Below are 17,244 nucleotides of genomic sequence, written 5' to 3'. Positions count from 1 at the left end.
GCGCGGCGGGTCAGCTACCGGCGCTGCTCACCGCGAGCGGCTCGCGGGGCGCTCCGGCCTTGGCCTTCTCCATCCGCTCGCCGATCTCCTGGAGGACCTTGCGCCCCATCGCCTCGCGCACCTTGGGGAACCAGTCCTCTTCCTCCTCCTTGACGTGGTGACGCACGTTCTCCATCAGGACGGTGACCTTGGCGTCGAACCGCTCGTCGGCGGGGTCCATCCCCTTCAGCTCGGAGAGTATCCAGACCACCACGTGGTGCTCCTCCACGCTCTCCAGGATGTGGTCGGTGGTGCCGGGAGCACCCTCGCGGGCCGCCGGGTAGAAGATCTCCTCCTCGATGTGGGCGTGGACGGTGAGCTCCTCGATGATCTTGTCGACGATCTCCCGCTTCCTCTTGTGCGCGCCGTCTCCGGCCTTCTCGAACTCCTTGAACAGCTTCTCGACGGTCTTGTGGTCGTCCTTCAGGAGCACGATGGCGTCCATGTCTTCCTCTCTGGTGGATCCCGGTGGATTCGTGGGGTGGTGTCTACGGGGTGAGCAGGATCTTGACGGCCCCGTCCTGCTTCTTCTGGAAGATCTCGTAGCCGTGCGGGGCCTGTTCCAGCGGGAGGCGGTGGGTGGCCAGGTCCATCACCCCGAGCGGGTCGGAGTCGTCGCTCACCAGCGGCATCAGGTCGTCGATCCAGCGCTTGACGTGGGCCTGGCCCATCCGCAGGGTGATGCCCTTGTCGAACATCCTCAGCATCGGCATCGGGTCGGCCATGCCCCCGTAGACGCCGACGACCGAGATCGTGCCGCCGCGCCGTACCGCCTCGATCGACTGGTTCAGGGCGGCGAGCCGGTCCACTCCCGCGGTGGACATCAGCGGGGCGGCGATCGCGCCGGGCAGTATCCCGGTGACGGTCTGGGCGAGCTTGGCGACCGGGGAGCCGTGCGCCTCCATACCCACCGCGTCGATGACCGAGTCGGGGCCCCGCCCGCCGGTCAGCTCGCGGATCGCCTCGGGGACGTCGTCGGTCACTGAGGCGTCCAGCACCTCCACGCCGTGCCTGCGCGCCATCGCGAGCCGTTCCTGGACCCCGTCGATCCCGATGACCCGGTGGCCGAGGTGCTTGGCGATCCTGGCCGACATCTGCCCGATCGGCCCCAGCCCGAAGACCGCGACCGTGCCGCCGTCGGGGACGTCGGCGTACCGCACCGCCTGCCAGGAGGTGGGCAGCACGTCGGACAGGTAGACGAAACGCTCGTCCGGCGGCCCCTGGGGGACCTTGACCGGGCCGAACTGGGCCTGCGGGACCCGCAGGTACTCCGCCTGCGCCCCCGGCACCTCGCCGTACAACTTGGTGTAGCCGAACAGCGCCGCGCCCATGCCCTGGTCGCGGACCTGGGTGGTCTCGCACTGGGCGAACAGCTTCATGTCGCACATGGGGCAGTGGCCGCAGGCGATGTTGAAGGGGATGACGACCCGGTCGCCGGGCTTGATGTGGGTGACCTCCGCGCCGACCTCCTCGACGATGCCCATCGGCTCGTGGCCGAGGATGTCCCCCTCGCCCATGAACGGCCCCAGGAGCTCGTACAGGTGCAGGTCGGAGCCGCAGATCGCGGTGGTGGTGAGCTTGACGATCGCGTCGGTCGGTTCCTTGATGGCCGGGTCCGGGACCTCCTCCACCCGTACGTCGCGCTTGCCGTGCCAGGTGAGAGCCTTCATGATCTTCTCCTCTCGGGGTGGTGCGGGTGGGCGGGGATCTCGGGGTGGTGCGGGCGGACGGAGACGCGCGCCACCGGGTGTCGGGGCGCTCAGCGCACCCGGGGCAGGACCTCCTTGGCGTAGAAGTCGAAGAAGGCGTCCTGCTCCTCACCGATCTGGCTGATGTAGACCTCGGTGAAGCCGGCGTCGAGATACTCCCTGATCGCCTGCGCGTGGATCTCCGGATCGGGCCCGCACGGCGTCGAGGCGGTCGCCTCCTCCTCGGTCACCGACTCGGCCAGCTCCTCGAAGTGCCTGGGCAGCGGGAGCAGCTGCGACGCCTCGCCCTTGATGCCCTGGGTGGGCCAGAGCCGGTGCACGGTCTTGCGCGCGGCGGCCTCGTCGGCGGCGTGGCAGACCTTCAGGCCGCCCTGGACGGGCTTGCCCTCCCCGCCGGCCCGGCGGAACTTCTCCACCAGCTCCGCGCTCGGGCCGGTGCTGATGTAGCCGTCGGCGATCCGGCCGGCCAGCTCCACCGACTTCTCCCCGAAACCGGACATATAGACGGGCGGGGGCTCGTCGGGGAGCGTGTAGAGGCGGGCGGTGTCGAGGTCGTAGTGGGCGCCGCGGTGGGTCACCAGCCTGCCGCTCCACAGCTCGCGCATGAGCTCGACCGCCTCCTCCAGCATCTCCAGGCGTTCGGACGCCGGAGGCCAGCGGGAGTCGATGATGTGCTCGTTGAGGGCCTCCCCGGTGCCCACTCCGAGCTGGAAGCGGCCACCGGTCAGCGCCGCGCTGGTCGCGGCGGCCTGGGCGACGATCGCGGGGTGGACGCGGACCAGCGGGCAGGTGACCGCGGTGGTGATGGGCAGCGAGGTGGCCTCGGCCAGCGCGCCGATCACCGACCAGACGAACGGGCTGTTGCCCTGCACGTCCAGCCACGGATGGAAGTGGTCGGAGATCCACAGGGCCTCGAACCCGGCCTGCTCGGCACGTTTGGCCTGCCGTACGAGCTCCTTGGGGCCGTGTTCCTCGCAAGAAAGGAAATATCCGAACTTGGGCATCTTCGCCCCCTCCTGCTTCCTTGAGGTGCAGCGACGCCCTCATACCCTCTGTGACGGGCGCAAACGGATCACTCCCACCTGGCCATCTCCCGTAGCGGGGTGAGCGCGTCCCGCTGGACGCGCAGCCGTACTTGCCCGCCGTCCAGGTCGGCGACCTGCTCCCAGGAGGCGAACACGCTGTGCCGGTGGGGCCCGCGGACGAGCGCGCGGACCAGCCAGGGGCCGTGGTCGGCCACCGCGCGCTCGTAGCCGAACAGCTGCCCGGTGTGCCGGGGCACGATGACGAAACCGTCCACCGCGAAGGCGTGCTGGACCTGGCCGAGCATCGGGCCGTCCTGCTTGAGCCGTACGTCGGCGACCTGCCCGGCCACCTCGCCCGCCGCGTCGTGCACGACGCGGCCGATCAGCTCACTCATCCGCATGGCCGGCCCCCGGGATCCTGGAGATGACGTGCTCGGCCGTCCAGCGCTCCAGCCGGAGCGGCCGGTGGCCGCGGGTCACCTTCACCGCACCGCCTATCGCGGTCACCTCGGCCATGTCGATCCGGTAGGGCCGGGGGTCCTCCTCCGACCGCAGCAGCTCCGTCACCGCGACCATCAACCGCCCCGGCACCCCTCCGACGCGCGCCCTCCGCGCGCCGCGCCCTCGCACCGGGCCGCGCCCTCCCGGCGGCCCTCATGGGCGCCGCCGCCTCAGCAGGAAGTAGGCCAGCGCGCCCAGCAGCGCGGCGAACTGGCCCCACGCCATCAGCAACACCAGTCCCTCATCCGTCACGTGTCGTCGCCTACCCGGTGAGCCGCCCGTCAGACATGGGGCCCGCCGAGGAAGCGCAGCAGTTCGGCGGCGAGCTCGGCCGGCGCCTCCTCCGCGACGTGGTGGCCGGAGCCGATCGGCGCGCCGCGCAGGTCGTCGGCCCAGCCGCGCCAGATCGCCGGCGGGTCCCCGTAGAGAGCCTCCATGTCGTCGCCGGTGGCCCACAGCAACAGCGTGGGGCAGGCGATCCGGCGGCCGGCCCGGCGGTCGGCGTCGTCGGCGGCCCGGTCCAGGCCGAGTCCGGCCCGGTAGTCCTCGCACATCGCGTGGACCGTGGCCGGGTCGTGGATCGCCCGCCGGTAGTCCTCGTACGCCTCGGCGCCCATCGCCTCCGGGGTCCCGCCGTACCAGGCGTCGGGGTCGGCGTTGATCACTCGTTCGGCGGGCTTGGCCGTCTGGCCGAGGAAGAACCAGTGCCACCAGGCGGCGGCGAACCTGGCGTCGGCCCGGGCCAGCGCCTCGCCGATCGGCACCCCGTCGATCACGACGAGACGGGTGATCATGTCCGGGTGGTCCAGGGTCAGCCGCTGGGCCACATAGGCGCCCCGGTCATGGCCCACGACGGCGAAGCGCCCGTGGCCGAGCACGCGCATCAGCGCGGCGCAGTCACGGGCCATCGCCCTCTTGGAGTAGGGCTCGTGGTCGGCGGTGGTCGCCGGTTTGGACGACCTGCCGTAGCCGCGCAGGTCCGGGCAGACCACGGTGAAGTCCCCGGCGAGCAGCGGCGCGACGCGGTGCCAGGTTGCGTGGGTGCGGGGGTGGCCGTGCAGGAGCAGCACGGGCGGCCCGGAGCCGCCGTGCCGCACGAACAGCTCGGCCTCACCCGTGCCCACCCGCTCTTCCTTGAAGCCCTCGAACATCCTCACCGTTCCTTTCCGGTGTGACCGGCCCGGTGTGACCGGCTCAGTACGGCCAGCTCCAGTCGCGGATCTCCGCCGGGTCCTCGCCGTACTCGCGGGTGTGGGCGCGGGCGCGCAGCCGCTCGTCGGACATGTGCTGGCGCAGGTGCGCCGCTCTGGCGCCCAGGCCGGGGACCCGGTCGATGACGTCCATCACCAGGTGGAAGCGGTCGATGTCGTTGAGCATCACCATGTCGAACGGGGTGGTGGTGGTGCCCTCCTCCTTGTAGCCGCGCACGTGGATGTTGTGGTGGCCGTGCCGCCGGTAGGTCAGGCGGTGGATCGACCAGGGATAGCCGTGGAAGTTGAAGATGATCGGCCGGTCGGCGGTGAACAGGGTGTCGAACTCGGCGTCGGACATGCCGTGCGGATGCTCGGACGGCGGCTGCAGCCGCATCAGGTCGACGACGTTGACCACCCGGACCCTCAGCTCGGGCAGGTGCTCGCGCAGCAGCGCGGCGGCGGCGAGGGTCTCCAGGGTGGGCACGTCACCGGCGCAGGCCAGGACCACGTCGGGCTCGGCCCCCGCGTCGGTGGAGGCCCACTCCAGGATGCCCAGGCCGCGGGTGCAGTGCGCGATCGCCTCCTCCATCGGGAAGAGGTCGAGCACCGGCTGCTTGCCGGCCACGACGAGGTTGACGTAGTCGCGCGAGCGCAGGCAGTGGTCGGCGACCGAGAGCAGGGTGTTGGCGTCCGGCGGCAGGTAGATCCGGACCACCGACGCCTTCTTGTTCATCACCACGTCGATGAAGCCGGGGTCCTGGTGGCTGAAGCCGTTGTGGTCCTGGCGCCACACGTGCGAGGAGAGCAGGTAGTTGAGCGAGGCCACCGGACGGCGCCAGGCGATCTTGTGGGACGACTCCAGCCACTTGGCGTGCTGGTTGAACATCGCGTCGACGATGTGGATGAACGCCTCGTAGCAGTTGAACAGGCCGTGTCGGCCGGTCAGCAGGTAGCCCTCCAGCCAGCCCTGGCACAGGTGCTCGCTGAGCACCTCCATGACCCGGCCGCCCGGGCCGAGGTTCTCGTCGGTCGGCAGCATCTCGGCGTCCCACGCGCGGTCGGTGGCCTCGAACACCGCCGACAGCCGGTTGGAGGCGGTCTCGTCGGGTCCCATCAGCCGGAAGTTCTCCGGGTTGGCGGCGATGACGTCGCGCAGGAGGCGGCCCAGGACCTTGGTCGGCTCGCTCGGCTGGGCGGCGGGGGACTTGACCTCGACGGCGTGGTCGCGGAAGTCGGGCAGCACCAGCGGCTTGAGCAGCTCACCGCCGTTGGCGTGCGGGTTGGCGCTCATCCGACGCGGCCCCTCGGGCACGGTCCGGAGAATCTCCGCGACGGGCCTGCCCTGGGCGTCGAAGAGCTCCTCCGGCCGGTAGGAGCGCATCCACTCCTCCAGCATCGCCCGGTGCTCGGCGTTCTGGCGGACCTCCGACAGCGGCACCTGGTGGGCCCGCCAGGTGCCCTCGACCGGGAGGCCGTCCACCTCGCGCGGGCCGGTCCAGCCCTTGGGCGTGCGCAGCACGATCATCGGCAGCCGCTCGGCACGGCCGTCCTTGAACTCGGCGATCTCGTCGAAGGCCGTGTCGAGGGTCTCGGCCATCAGCCCGTGCATGACCGCCGGATCGTCGCCGGAGACGATGTGCGGGCGGTAGCCGTAGCCCTCGATGAGCTTGACCAGTTCCTCCTCGGGGATGCGGGCCAGGACGGTCGGGTTTGCGATCTTGTAGCCGTTCAGGTGCAGGATCGGCAGGACGGCGCCGTCGCGTTCGCGGTCGAGGAACTTGTTGGAGTGCCAGCCGGCGGCCAGCGGCCCGGTCTCGGCCTCGCCGTCGCCGATCACGCAGGCCACGGCCAGACCGGGGTTGTCGAAGGCGGCGCCGTAGGCGTGGGCCAGCGAGTAGCCGAGCTCGCCGCCCTCGTGGATGGAGCCCGGGACCTCGGGCGCGACGTGGCTGGGGATGCCGCCGGGGAAGGAGAACTGCCGGAACAGCCGGCGCATGCCCTCGGCGTCCTGCCCGACCTCCGGATACCTGTGGGTGTAGGAGCCCTCCAGCCAGGCGTGGGCGACCGCCGCCGGGCCGCCGTGCCCGGGGCCGGCGATGTAGATCATGTCCTGGCCGCGTTCCCGGATGATCCGGTTGAGGTGCGCGAAGCAGAAGTTCAGCCCGGGGGTGGTCCCCCAGTGGCCCAGCAGCCGGGGCTTGATGTGCTCGGGACGGAGCGGTTCCTCCAGCAGCGGGTTGTCCAACAGGTAGATCTGGCCGACCGACAGGTAGTTGGCCGCCCGCCAGTAGGCGTCGATGTGCGCGAGTGCATCCATACCTCCGACAGTTCCTCCGGTGCGGGATTCAAACCATCCGGGCCACCGGTTCCGTTCCGGTGCGGCCCGACGGCCACGGGGCAGGCGTGCGCGGCGGTCCGGGGCCCGGCCGCCCTCCCGGTCACGGCCTGGCAGCTCCTCCGGTCATGGTCCGGCCCCCGGCGGCGACCGCCTTGATCGCCGACGGAGCGCTTCCAGTAGGATCACTTTCCGGTTCGGCCGACGAAGGAGACCTCCCGGTGACGGAGTTGGAGCGCGTTCCCCCAGGCGTCGACCCCAACGTGCCGAGCTCCGCGCGCGTCTACGACTACCTCCTGGGCGGCAAGGACAATCTCAGGGTCGACCGGGCCGTCGCCGGGCGGCTGCTGGCGGTGGCGCCCGACACCCGCCTGGTGGCCCGGGCCAACCGGGACTTCCTGGTCCGGGCCGTGCGCCTCATGGCGGAGCGGGGCGTCCGGCAGTTCATCGATCTCGGCACCGGCATACCGACCTCGCCCAGCGTGCACGAGGTCGCCGGCAAGATCGGCCCTCCGGCCTCCGTGGTCTACGTCGACCACGACCCCGTCGTACACCTGCACACCGAGGTGCTGCTCGCCCTCGACCAGAACGTGGCGAGCGTCCAGGCCGACATCCGCCGTCCCGGCGCCGTCCTCGGCGACCCGCGGGTCGCCGAACTCATCGACTTCGCCCAGCCGGTCGGCGTGCTGATGGTGGGGGTGCTGCACTTCGTCACCGAGGCCGAGGACCCGGCCGGCATCATCGCCGCCTTCCGGGAACGCATGGCCGCGGGCAGCCACCTGGCGCTCTCGCACGCGATGGCCGAGAGCTCACCGGAGGCGGTGGCCCAGCTGACGGCCGCCACGGCCGGCTCCCCCACCCAGCCGACCTTCCGCTCCCGCGAGCGGGTGCTCGCGCTGCTCGACGGGTTCGAGCTGGTGGAGCCGGGTCTGGTGGCCGTGCAGGACTGGCGCGGCTGCGACGACCTCCCGCCGCTCCTCCGCCCCGAGCTGCCGCAGCTCAGGGTCGACGGCGCCGTGGGCCGCCTGGCGTAACGCGGGCCGTCCGGACCGCGGGCGTCTACCGGATCCGGGCGGAGTGTACAAAGATCTTCACGTTCTGCGCGCTCGAGCCCGCCCGAGGACTCGACCGCCTGACCCCGCCCGAGGAGAGGAAGCCGGAAGTGGAGATCGCCATCGTCGGAGGAGGGCTCGGCGGCCTGGCCGCCGCCCTGCTGCTGAGGCAGGCCGGCGTCGAGGCCACCGTCTACGAGCAGGCCACCCACCTGCGAGAGGTGGGGGCGGGCATCGTCGTCGCCCCCAACATGGTCCGCCCCCTGGTGCGGGCCGGGCTCGGCGAACGGCTGGCGGAGTCCGCGGTGGCCCTGGAGACGGCCTGGGAGTTCCGGCGCTGGCAGGACGGGCGGGTGCTGTTCTCCCAGCGGATGGGGGAGGAGTGCCGGCGGCTGTACGGCACCGACTGCTACGTCGCGCACCGGGCCGACCTGCTGGCCATGCTGCTGGAGGCGCTGCCCGAGGACGCGGTACGGCTCGACCGGCGGCTGACCGGCCTGCGGCAGGACGGCCGGGAGGTCGAGCTGGTCCTCACCGACGGACGGGGAGGGACGACGACGGTGGTCGCCGACGCGGTCGTCGGCGCCGACGGGATCCACTCCGCCGTCCGGCCCGCGGTCGTCGCCGAGGAGCCGGCGCGCTTCTCCGGCCTGTGCGCCTACCGGTGCCTGGTCCCGGCCGAGAACGCGCCCGAGCTGGCGCTGCGGCCGGTGCACTCGCTGTGGCTGGGGCCGGGCCGCCACTTCGTCCACTACCCGATCAGCGGGGGACGCCTGGTCAACGTCGTCGCGATCGTGCCGGCCGGCGACTGGCGGATCGAGTCGTGGACGGCCGACGGCCGGGTCGAGGACCTGGCGCGGGAGTTCGAGACGTGGGACCCCCGGCTCGGGCAGCTGATCGCCTCGGCGACCGGCACCAAGCGCTGGGCCCTGTACGACCGCAGCCCGCTGGAGCGCTGGACCGACGGGCGGGTCACCCTCCTGGGTGACGCCGCCCACGCGATGCTGCCCTTCTTCGGGCAGGGCGCCTGCCAGGCGGTCGAGGACGCGGCGGTCCTGGCGGCCTGCCTCCGGGGGGCCACGCGCGAGACGGCGGCGCAGGCGCTGCTGCGTTATGAGGAGATCCGCCGGCCCCGGGCATCCCAGGTCCAGCTCATGAGCCGCGGCCGGGAGGTGCACAACCACCTGCCCGACGGCCCCGCCCAGCGTGAGCGCGACGCGTCCTTCGCCGGCGGCGACCCGCTGCGGCAGAACTCCTGGATCTACGGCCACGACCTGGAGGCCGACCTGGTCCACTGACCCCTCCGGCCGCCGGGCGCCGGCCGGAGACCCGGCAGAGCCGGCAGAAGACCTGGCCGGAGACACGGCACCGCCGGCGTCACGTGACGCCGGCGGTGCCCATCGACGGCCGGACCGCCTCCGGCCCCTGGCCCGGCCTGTCAGCCGGTGACCTCCACGCCCTTCCAGAAGGCCACGTAGCCCTTGATGTGGGCGGCCTCCGGCTTGGGTTCCGCGTAGTACCAGGCGGCGTCGGGGTTGTCCGCGCCGTCGACCTGCAGCGTGTAGTAGTTCGCCGTCCCCTTCCAGGGGCAGACCGTGGTGGTCTCCGACGGCTTCAGGTATTGCGGGGACACCGATTCGACGGGGAAGTAGTGGTTGCCCTCCACCACCCGGGTCTCGTCGCTCTCTGCGATGATCTCGCCGTTCCAGCGCGCAGTTGCCATGCACCAAGGCTGGCACATCCGGCCTCCCGGCGCGCGGGCCGCGGGGACTCCGGCCGAACGGCCGATCTTCCCGGCCGGTTCCGCCCGCCGGTCGGCCGAACGGCCGATGCCCCCGGGGAAGCGCCACGGCGAGGCTGGGCGCGTGAATCTCCGAACCCCACATCTGATGACGGCCGGCCTCGTCCTCCTGGCGACCGCCGGCTGCGGCCTCGGTTCCATCGGCCGGGAGCGGCACGACTCCCGGGAGTTCCCCTACTCGGCGGCGGAGCTGGTGATCAGGGCGGCGGGCACGCCGGTCCGCCTCGAACCCGGCGTCGCCGGCACGCTCCAGGTCGACCGGCGGCTCAAGGGCAAGGCCGCCGACGAGGGCAACGCGTCGTGGTCGTTGAAAGGCGGCACCCTGACGGTGGGCGCCGTCTGCTCCGGCATCGTGATCGACTGCGATTCCCAGTACACGGTCAAGGTGCCGCCGGGCGTGGCGGTCGAGGTCGACGGCGACGACGACGTGAGCGCCGTCCGCCTCACCCGGGCGCTGAACGCCACCAGTCGCGGCGGCGACGTGCGCACCGACGCCGTCTCCGGACCGATGCGCCTGGTCAGCCGGATCGGCAAGGTGACCGCGCGGCGGATCGGCTCCTCCGACGTCACGGCGCGCTCGTCCGACGGCCTCATCGCCCTGTACTTCGCCACGGTCCCCAGCCGGGTGGAGGCCGTCTCCGGCAGCGGGACCGTCGACGTGGTGGTGCCGAGGACCGGCGACGCCTACCGCGTCACGGTCTCCAGCAAGGATGGCAGGGCCACCTCACGCGTGCCCCGGGCCTCCGCCGCCCCGCGCTCGCTGAACGCGCGTTCCGGCGAGGGCGACGTCCGCGTACGGCAGACCGGGCAGGGCTGAGGCCGGCGGCCGGAGACGCGGGAGGCGGCGCGGGCCGTGATGTCAGGGCGTGTCCTTGACGAACACCCGGATCGCCTCGGCCAGCAGGGCCGGCTGGTCCTCCGGGATGAAGGTGTAGCTGTCGGAGATCTCGACCAGCCGGCCCTGAGGCAGCAGCTCCGCCAACCGCCTTCCGTGCTCCCGGGGCATGACGCGGTCCTCCACCGCCCAGACGACGAGCGCCGGACGGTCGAAGGAGCGCAGCCGGCCGGTCGCCTCGACCAACTGATGCCGTCTGGCGGAGCGGAGGTATTTGGTCAGGTCGCGGCGGATGTCCCGGCGGCTGAACAGGGGGCGGAACCAGGCGTCGGTGATCTCATGGGGGATCGGCCGCTTGGACATCGTCCCGTAGGGCAGGCGGCGCAGCGCGCGCAGGCGCAGCGGCTGGTAGATGAGATTCAGACCGCCCGGCAGCCGCCCGGCCAGGACCAGGGCCTTGCCCGGCAGGCCCGGCGGGTAGTTGTCGAACGCCTCGCAGGCGGCCAGGACCAGCCGGGCCACGCGCTCGGGGCGCTCGCCCGCCAGCACCAGGGCGATCCCGATGTCGTTCTGCACCAGGGTCACCTCGCGCAGGTCCAGCTCCTCGACGAACTCCGCCAGGATGCGGGCGTGGCCGTGCAGGGACAGGTCCGCGCCGGGGTCCATGGCCCGCAGATGGGAGCCGAGCGGAAGGGTCGGGACGACACAGCGATGCTCCGGGCTCAGGTCAGCGACCACGTGCCGCCAGAGTGAGCCGTCCATGCCGAGGCCGTGCACCAGGACGACCACCGGGCCGTCGCCGCCGGTGTCCTCGTAGGCGATGGTCCCCGCCGACAGCCGTACGTGGCGCATGGAGCCTCCAGGATTTGATAGATCGCTCTAGCGACATCTTAGATATGATCGGCTACGTAGGCGAAGACGGAGACGAGGAGCCCCAGTGGCCAGCACCAGAGATCGCATCGTCGACGCCGGCGCGGAGCTCTTCCGGCGTCAGGGATACACGGGCACCGGCCTGAAGCAGATCGTCGCCCAGGCGGACGCCCCCTTCGGCTCGATCTACCACTTCTTCCCCGGCGGGAAGGAACAGCTCGGCGACGTGGTCATCCGCTGGTCGGGTGGCCTCTACCTGCAACTGCTCGACGCGGTCTTCACACCCGCGCCGGACGTCGTGACCGCGGTGGGCGACTTCTTCGCCGGGGCCGCCGAGACGCTGCGCGAGACCGACTACGCCGACGCCTGCCCGATCGCCACGATCGCCCTGGAGGTGGCCGGCACCAACGAGGTGCTGCGCCGGGCCACCGCCGACGTCTTCGACAGCTGGATCGGCGGGCTGGCCGAGCGCTTCGGCCAGGCCGGCATCCCCGACGGCAGGGCCCGGGAGCTCGCCGTCACCCTGCTGGCCTCCCTTGAGGGCGCCTTCGTCCTCAGCCGGGCCATGCGGAGCACGCAGCCCCTGGAGATCGCGGGGGCGGCACTGGTCGCCGCGGTGCGGGAGGCCGTGGACGCGCGCCGGAGCGAGTAGGCGGAACGGACCCATGCCTAGAAATACCTTATTCCCGCTATTAGTAATGATCGGGAATTATCTGCCGATTGAGATATATCCCGCCGAAATTTAGCTGATTAGCGAAATTTAGCATCTTAGGCATAATTATGTTAATCAATTCCCGGGACAGGATATCTTCTTGCGTTTTTGCAGGTGCGGGGGTCCGGCACGGATAACGCCACCTCATCCTCGGAACTCGAGGACGAGGACCCTTCGGAGGCATCGATGAGTGAGTTTCCTACCGGGGTAGGGACGCATTCGCGCCAGCAGAACGAGCATCAGGCCCCGCCCGGAACGGGTCAGCAGGCCAAAGCCGCCGCGGCAGAGGTGGCGGACACCGCCAAGGAGCAGGCCCGGGCGGGAGCGCGATCCGCGCCGGGGACACGGCAGGCGTCACGGCCCGGTACCGGGCGCCCCGGGCCGGAAAGGGCACCGTACGGCAAAGCCCTGGTCGGCGGCGGTTCGGCGGTCCCGTCGCGGGCAGGCGGTACACATGCGTGTAGTAGTCGTCGGCGCGACCGGGAACGTGGGCACGAGCGTGGTGTCCGCCCTCGCCTCCGACCAGAACGTCACATCCATCGTGGGCCTGGCCCGCCGGCTGCCGGACTGGAAACCGGACAAGACCACCTGGCACGCCGTGGACGTCTCCACCGGCGACCTGGCGCCGCATTTCGCCGGGGCCGACGCGGTCGTGCACCTGGCGTGGCTGTTCCAGCCCACCCGCGACCCGGTGGCGACCTGGCGGGTCAACGTTCTGGGCAGTGTGCGGGTCTTCGAGGCCGCGGCGGAGCAGAACGTCCCCGTCGTGGTCCACGCCTCGTCGGTGGGCGCCTACTCCCCCGGCCCGAAGAACCGGCCGGTGACCGAGGAGTGGCCCACCCACGGCTGGCCGGGTGCCGCCTACGGCAGGGAGAAGGCGTACGTGGAGCGCCTGCTCGACGTGTTCGAGCGGGACCACCCGGACACCAGGGTCGTGCGGCTGCGGCCGGGCTTCATCTTCAAGCGGGAGGCGGCGACCGAGCAGCGCCGGCTGTTCGGGGGGCCGTTCGTGCCGCAGCGGCTGGTGCGGCCGCGACTGATCCCCTTCGTCCCCGACACCCCCGGGCTCATGTTCCAGGCGCTCCACGCCGAGGACGCCGGCGAGGCCTACCGCCTGGCGGTCACCCGGCCGGTCTCGGGCGCCTTCAACCTCGCCGCCGACCCCGTGATCGAACCGTCCGTGCTGGCCGAGCTGCTCGACGCCCGGCTGGTGCCCGTCCCGGGCTGGGTGCTGAGGAACACCGCCGCCCTCGCCTGGCACATGCGCCTGGTCCCGGCCGCGCCCGGCCTGGTCGACCTGGTGCTCAGAGTGCCGATCATGGATGTCACCCGGGCCCGCACCGAGCTCGGCTGGCAGCCCCGCCACACGGCGGTCGAGGCGCTGCGGGAGCTGCTGGAGGGCCTGCGCTCCGCCGCGGGAATGGACACCCCGCCCCTGTCGTCCCACGCCGGCGGCCCGGCGCGGATCGGCGAGGTGTCGAGCGGGGTCGGCGGCCGGCCGTAGCCGGCGCGGGAGGAAAGCGACCGTAAGGGGCGGGGAAAGGGACCACCGCCTCCCCGTTCCGGGGGTGGGGGCCGGGTATAGCCGTCCTACGTCGAGGCGCCGCCTACCGACGACCGACAGGAGGACTCATGACCGCCGACGACCGTACGGACAAGGACCGGCAGCTGGACGAGGCCCGGGTCGACTTTCACGACACCAACCTGACCACCGATCAAGGCATCCGGGTGGACGACACCGACAACTCGCTCAAGGCGGGCGAGCGGGGTCCGACGCTGATGGAGGACTTCCACTTCCGGGAGAAGATCACCCACTTCGACCACGAGCGGATCCCGGAGCGGGTGGTGCACGCCCGCGGCGCGGGGGCCTACGGCTACTTCGAGCCCTACGACGACTCGCTGGCCGCCTTCACCACCGCGCGGTTCCTCACCACGCCGGGAGTGCGGACCCCGGTCTTCACCCGCTTCTCCACGGTGGCCGGCTCGCGGGGGTCCGCCGACACGGTGCGTGACGTGCGCGGCTTCGCCACCAAGTTCTACACCCCGCAGGGCAACTTCGACCTCGTGGGCAACAACATGCCGGTCTTCTTCATCCAGGACGGCGTCAAGTTCCCCGACTTCGTGCACGCGGTGAAGCCCGAGCCGCACAACGAGATCCCGCAGGCGTCCTCGGCCCACGACACGCTGTGGGACTTCGTGCAGCTGCAGCCCGAGACCACCCACATGATGATGTGGCTGATGTCGGACCGGGCGCTGCCCCGCAGCTACCGGATGATGCAGGGGTTCGGGGTGCACACCTTCCGCCTCGTCGACGCCGAGGGCCGCGGCACCTTCGTGAAGTTCCACTGGAGGCCCAAGCTCGGCATCCACTCACTCGTCTGGGACGAGACCCAGAAGATCGCCGGCAAGGACCCCGACTTCAACCGCAGGGACCTGTGGGAGGCGATCGAGAGCGGGAACTTCCCCGAGTGGGAGCTCGGCGTCCAGCTCGTGCCGGAGGAGGACGAGCACGCCTTCGACTTCGACCTCCTGGACGCCACGAAGATCATTCCAGAGGAGCAGGTGCCGGTGCGGCCGGTCGGGCGCCTGGTGCTCGACCGCAACCCCGACAACTTCTTCGCCGAGACCGAGCAGGTCGCCTTCCATCTCGGCAACGTCGTGCCGGGCATCGACTTCACCAACGACCCGCTGCTGCAGGCCCGGCTGTTCTCCTATCTCGACACCCAGCTGATCAGGCTCGGCGGGCCGAACTTCCCGCAGATCCCGGTCAACCGGCCGGTGGCCGAGGTGCGCAACCACCATCGCGACGGCTACCACCAGATGACCATCCCCCGGGGTCAGGCGAGCTACCACCCCAACTCCCTCGGCGGAGGCTGCCCGGCGGTCGACGGCGCGGGCGCCTACACCCACTACCAGGAACGGGTGGACGGCGACAAGATCCGCAAGCGCAGCGCGAGCTTCGCCGACCACTACAGTCAGGCCACCCTGTTCTGGAACAGCATGGCCGGCTGGGAGAAGGCGCACATCGTGGCGGCCTTCCGCTTCGAGCTCGGCAAGGTGGTCCACACCCACGTGCGCGAGGGCGTGGTCCGCAACCTCAACCACGTCGACCACGACCTGGCCGTCCTGGTCGCCGAGGGCGTCGGGGTGGAGCCGCCCGCCGGACCCGCCGTGCCCAACCACGGCCACGCCTCCCCCGCCCTCAGCCAGGACCACGCCCCGGTGGAGAGCGTCGCCACCAGGAAGATCGCCATTCTCGCCGCCGACGGCGTCGACGCCGCCCAGGTCGAGGGCGTGCAGGCGGCGCTCACCGTCATGGGGGCGATCTGCGAGGTGCTGGCCGCGCGGGACGGCGCGGTACGGGGCGAGGACGGCGAGCAGGTCCCGGTGACCCGCGCGATGAGCACCGTGGCCTCGGTGCTCTACGACGCCGTGGTGGTGCCCGGCGGGAAGGCGAGCGTGCAGGCCCTGTGCGAGGACGGCGACGCCGTGCACTTCGTCTCGGAGGCGTTCAAGCACGGCAAGGCCGTCGGAGCCATGGGCGCCGGGGTGGAGCTGCTGGAAGACGCGCGGGTCGGATCCTCCGCGCAGCCGGGAGTGGTCATCGACGCCGAGGGGAGCCTGGAGGACTTCACCTCGGCCTTCGCCGCGGCGGCCGCCGCCCACCGCCATCCCGCACGCGACACCCAGCGGATGCCGGCGTGAGCCGCGGCGCCCCCGCCCCCCGGGGGAGTGCGGTCACGGAGGTGACGGCGCTCCCCGACGGGGCAGGGGCCCGGTATGACGACACAGCTCTCCCTGGACGGGATCGCCTGGCCCGCCGCGGGTGACGGGGGACGGCCGGACGTGGAGCGGATCCTGGTCGGCACGGCCTCGTGGACGGACAGGTCGCTGCTGGAGTCGGGCTGGTATCCGGCCGGCGCGTCCACCCCGGCCGCGCGCCTGGCCTACTACGCCTCACGGTTCCCGATCGTCGAGGTGGACGCCACCTACTACCACCCGCCGGCCCAGCGCACGGTGGAGGCCTGGCGGGACCGCACCCCGCGGGGGTTCACCTTCAACGTCAAGGCGTTCTCCCTGCTGACCAACCACCCCACCCGGCGGGAGTCCCTCTACAAGGACCTGCGGGACAGGCTCGGCACGTCGAAGCGGACGGTCTACCTGAGCGACGTCGGGCCGCGGATCGCCGAGGAGGTCTGGCAGCGCTTCCTCAGCGCGCTCAGGCCCTTGCACGAGGCGGGGAAGCTGGGGGCCGTGCTCTTCCAGTTCCCCCCGTGGTTCCCCATCGGGCGGGACAACCGGCGCTACATCCTCGAATGCGCGCGCCGCTGCGGCCCCATGCGCATCTGCGTGGAGTTCCGCAACCACACCTGGATGGCGGAGGACAACCGGGCCGAGACCCTCGACTTCCTCGCCTCGCACGACATCCCCTACGTGTGCGTCGACATGCCGCAGGGGCACCCGTCGTCGATCCCGCCGGTCCTCGCCGCGACCTCCGACCTGGCCCTCGTCCGCCTCCACGGGCACTCCGACAGGTGGACCAGCAAGAAGATCGAGGAGCGCTTCGCCTACCTGTACTCGGAGCCCGAGCTCAGGCGCTGGGCCACCAGGATCCGCGCGCTGGCCGGCGAGGTCCCGACCACCCACGTGCTCCTGAACAACTGCTGCGGGGACAACTCCCAGCGCAACGCGGCACGGCTGGCCGTCCTCCTCGGCGCCGCCGAGCCGGAACGGGCCCCGGCTCAGCGGGCCCCCGGCTGAGGGGACGGCCGGGGACGCCGCCCCGTACGCGGGCGCGTCCCGGCCGCCGGCGCGCTCCCCCGCCCGGCGGCGTCGCGAGGTGACCGCTCCATACCCGTGCGGGCGGTCACCTCACCCCGCGCCTCGTCGCCGCCATGGCGGCTCTGCGCTCGTCGGGGGTGGTGCCTCCCCACACGCCGTACATCTGGCGGGTGTTCAAGGCGTAGTCCAGGCAGCGCAGCCGTACCGGACAGCGGCGGCAGACGGCTTTGGCCTGTTCGTACTGCTCTCGGCCGGGCCCCTCGGCGGACACGGGGAAGAAGAGCTCGGGGTCCTCGTTGAGGCAGGAGGAGCGGCGGGACCAGTGGATGATGGGAATGACGTTGCCCTGGATAGACATAGGCGGGATCCAATGAACGTGGAGAAGCTCGA

The 17,244-nt window shown here is 71.6% G+C and carries 18 protein-coding genes; 7 read left to right on the top strand and 11 right to left on the bottom strand.

The window, feature by feature from the left end; genetic code table 11:
- Positions 1–10 precede the first annotated feature (10 nt).
- The 8 genes from ACZ6R6_RS35145 to ACZ6R6_RS35110 form a co-directional block, all read right to left on the bottom strand.
- Positions 11–484, bottom strand: a complete 474-nt coding sequence (locus ACZ6R6_RS35145; protein WP_470100739.1) for a hemerythrin domain-containing protein — start codon at positions 482–484, stop codon at positions 11–13.
- Between the two features lie 43 nt (positions 485–527).
- Positions 528–1,709 carry a zinc-dependent alcohol dehydrogenase gene (locus ACZ6R6_RS35140; protein ID WP_470100737.1) on the bottom strand — a complete coding sequence of 394 codons (1,182 nt, stop codon included), beginning with the start codon at positions 1,707–1,709 and terminating at the stop codon, positions 528–530.
- An 89-nt stretch (positions 1,710–1,798) separates the two neighbouring features.
- Positions 1,799–2,752: a TIGR03557 family F420-dependent LLM class oxidoreductase gene (locus ACZ6R6_RS35135; RefSeq protein ID WP_470100736.1), complete on the bottom strand. Its 954-nt coding sequence runs from the start codon at positions 2,750–2,752 to the stop codon at positions 1,799–1,801.
- 68 nt (positions 2,753–2,820) lie between these two features.
- Entirely contained in the window at positions 2,821–3,168 is a 348-nt protein-coding gene (locus ACZ6R6_RS35130) for a hypothetical protein (RefSeq protein WP_470100734.1), read from the bottom strand.
- Positions 3,161–3,349 carry a hypothetical protein gene (locus ACZ6R6_RS35125; RefSeq protein WP_470100732.1) on the bottom strand — a complete coding sequence of 63 codons (189 nt, stop codon included), beginning with the start codon at positions 3,347–3,349 and terminating at the stop codon, positions 3,161–3,163. Before ACZ6R6_RS35125 ends, ACZ6R6_RS35130 begins: the two co-directional genes overlap by 8 nt.
- Before the next feature lie 78 nt (positions 3,350–3,427).
- On the bottom strand, positions 3,428–3,526 hold the full coding sequence (locus ACZ6R6_RS35120) for an LPXTG cell wall anchor domain-containing protein (RefSeq protein ID WP_470100730.1): 99 nt from the start codon (positions 3,524–3,526) through the stop codon (positions 3,428–3,430).
- 29 nt (positions 3,527–3,555) lie between these two features.
- Entirely contained in the window at positions 3,556–4,425 is an 870-nt protein-coding gene (locus ACZ6R6_RS35115) for an alpha/beta fold hydrolase (RefSeq protein ID WP_470100813.1), read from the bottom strand.
- Positions 4,426–4,468: 43 nt separating this feature from the next.
- On the bottom strand, positions 4,469–6,784 hold the full coding sequence (locus ACZ6R6_RS35110; protein ID WP_470100728.1) for a phosphoketolase family protein: 2,316 nt from the start codon (positions 6,782–6,784) through the stop codon (positions 4,469–4,471).
- A gap of 239 nt (positions 6,785–7,023) precedes the next feature.
- On the opposite strand from ACZ6R6_RS35110, the gene ACZ6R6_RS35105 reads away from it, so the two are divergent.
- Together ACZ6R6_RS35105 and ACZ6R6_RS35100 are read left to right on the top strand one after the other, a co-directional pair.
- Positions 7,024–7,836 (top strand): SAM-dependent methyltransferase, encoded by an 813-nt coding sequence (locus ACZ6R6_RS35105; RefSeq protein ID WP_470100726.1) that lies wholly within the window; start codon positions 7,024–7,026, stop codon positions 7,834–7,836.
- Between the two features lie 128 nt (positions 7,837–7,964).
- A complete protein-coding gene (locus ACZ6R6_RS35100) occupies positions 7,965–9,152 on the top strand; it encodes an FAD-dependent monooxygenase (RefSeq protein ID WP_470100724.1) in 1,188 nt (395 codons plus the stop codon).
- Between the two features lie 140 nt (positions 9,153–9,292).
- Here the strand turns inward: ACZ6R6_RS35100 and ACZ6R6_RS35095 are convergent, their stop codons facing one another.
- Positions 9,293–9,577 (bottom strand): DUF427 domain-containing protein, encoded by a 285-nt coding sequence (locus ACZ6R6_RS35095; protein WP_470100722.1) that lies wholly within the window; start codon positions 9,575–9,577, stop codon positions 9,293–9,295.
- 142 nt (positions 9,578–9,719) lie between these two features.
- Here ACZ6R6_RS35095 and ACZ6R6_RS35090 point away from each other — a divergent pair, with 142 nt between their 5' ends.
- A complete protein-coding gene (locus ACZ6R6_RS35090) occupies positions 9,720–10,472 on the top strand; it encodes a DUF4097 family beta strand repeat-containing protein (RefSeq protein WP_470100720.1) in 753 nt (250 codons plus the stop codon).
- A 42-nt stretch (positions 10,473–10,514) separates the two neighbouring features.
- Here the strand turns inward: ACZ6R6_RS35090 and ACZ6R6_RS35085 are convergent, their stop codons facing one another.
- Positions 10,515–11,342 carry an alpha/beta fold hydrolase gene (locus ACZ6R6_RS35085; protein ID WP_470100718.1) on the bottom strand — a complete coding sequence of 276 codons (828 nt, stop codon included), beginning with the start codon at positions 11,340–11,342 and terminating at the stop codon, positions 10,515–10,517.
- A gap of 85 nt (positions 11,343–11,427) precedes the next feature.
- On the opposite strand from ACZ6R6_RS35085, the gene ACZ6R6_RS35080 reads away from it, so the two are divergent.
- The 4 genes from ACZ6R6_RS35080 (at position 11,428) to ACZ6R6_RS35065 (ending at position 16,833) form a co-directional block, all read left to right on the top strand.
- A complete protein-coding gene (locus ACZ6R6_RS35080; protein ID WP_470100716.1) occupies positions 11,428–12,012 on the top strand; it encodes a TetR/AcrR family transcriptional regulator in 585 nt (194 codons plus the stop codon).
- A 514-nt stretch (positions 12,013–12,526) separates the two neighbouring features.
- Entirely contained in the window at positions 12,527–13,576 is a 1,050-nt protein-coding gene (locus tag ACZ6R6_RS35075; RefSeq protein ID WP_470100714.1) for an NAD-dependent epimerase/dehydratase family protein, read from the top strand.
- A gap of 128 nt (positions 13,577–13,704) precedes the next feature.
- Positions 13,705–15,777: a catalase gene (locus ACZ6R6_RS35070; protein ID WP_470100713.1), complete on the top strand. Its 2,073-nt coding sequence runs from the start codon at positions 13,705–13,707 to the stop codon at positions 15,775–15,777.
- Between the two features lie 75 nt (positions 15,778–15,852).
- Positions 15,853–16,833 (top strand): DUF72 domain-containing protein, encoded by a 981-nt coding sequence (locus ACZ6R6_RS35065; protein WP_470100711.1) that lies wholly within the window; start codon positions 15,853–15,855, stop codon positions 16,831–16,833.
- Between the two features lie 106 nt (positions 16,834–16,939).
- Here ACZ6R6_RS35065 and ACZ6R6_RS35060 read toward each other — a convergent pair whose 3' ends face one another.
- Positions 16,940–17,212 (bottom strand): WhiB family transcriptional regulator, encoded by a 273-nt coding sequence (locus ACZ6R6_RS35060; protein ID WP_306870019.1) that lies wholly within the window; start codon positions 17,210–17,212, stop codon positions 16,940–16,942.
- Between the last annotated feature and the right edge of the window lie 32 nt (positions 17,213–17,244).

The organism is Streptosporangium sp. NPDC048886 (assembly GCF_055586905.1).
The sequence above is the reverse complement of the archived record's forward strand: the minus strand, read 5'-3'. Positions and strand labels throughout refer to the sequence as shown.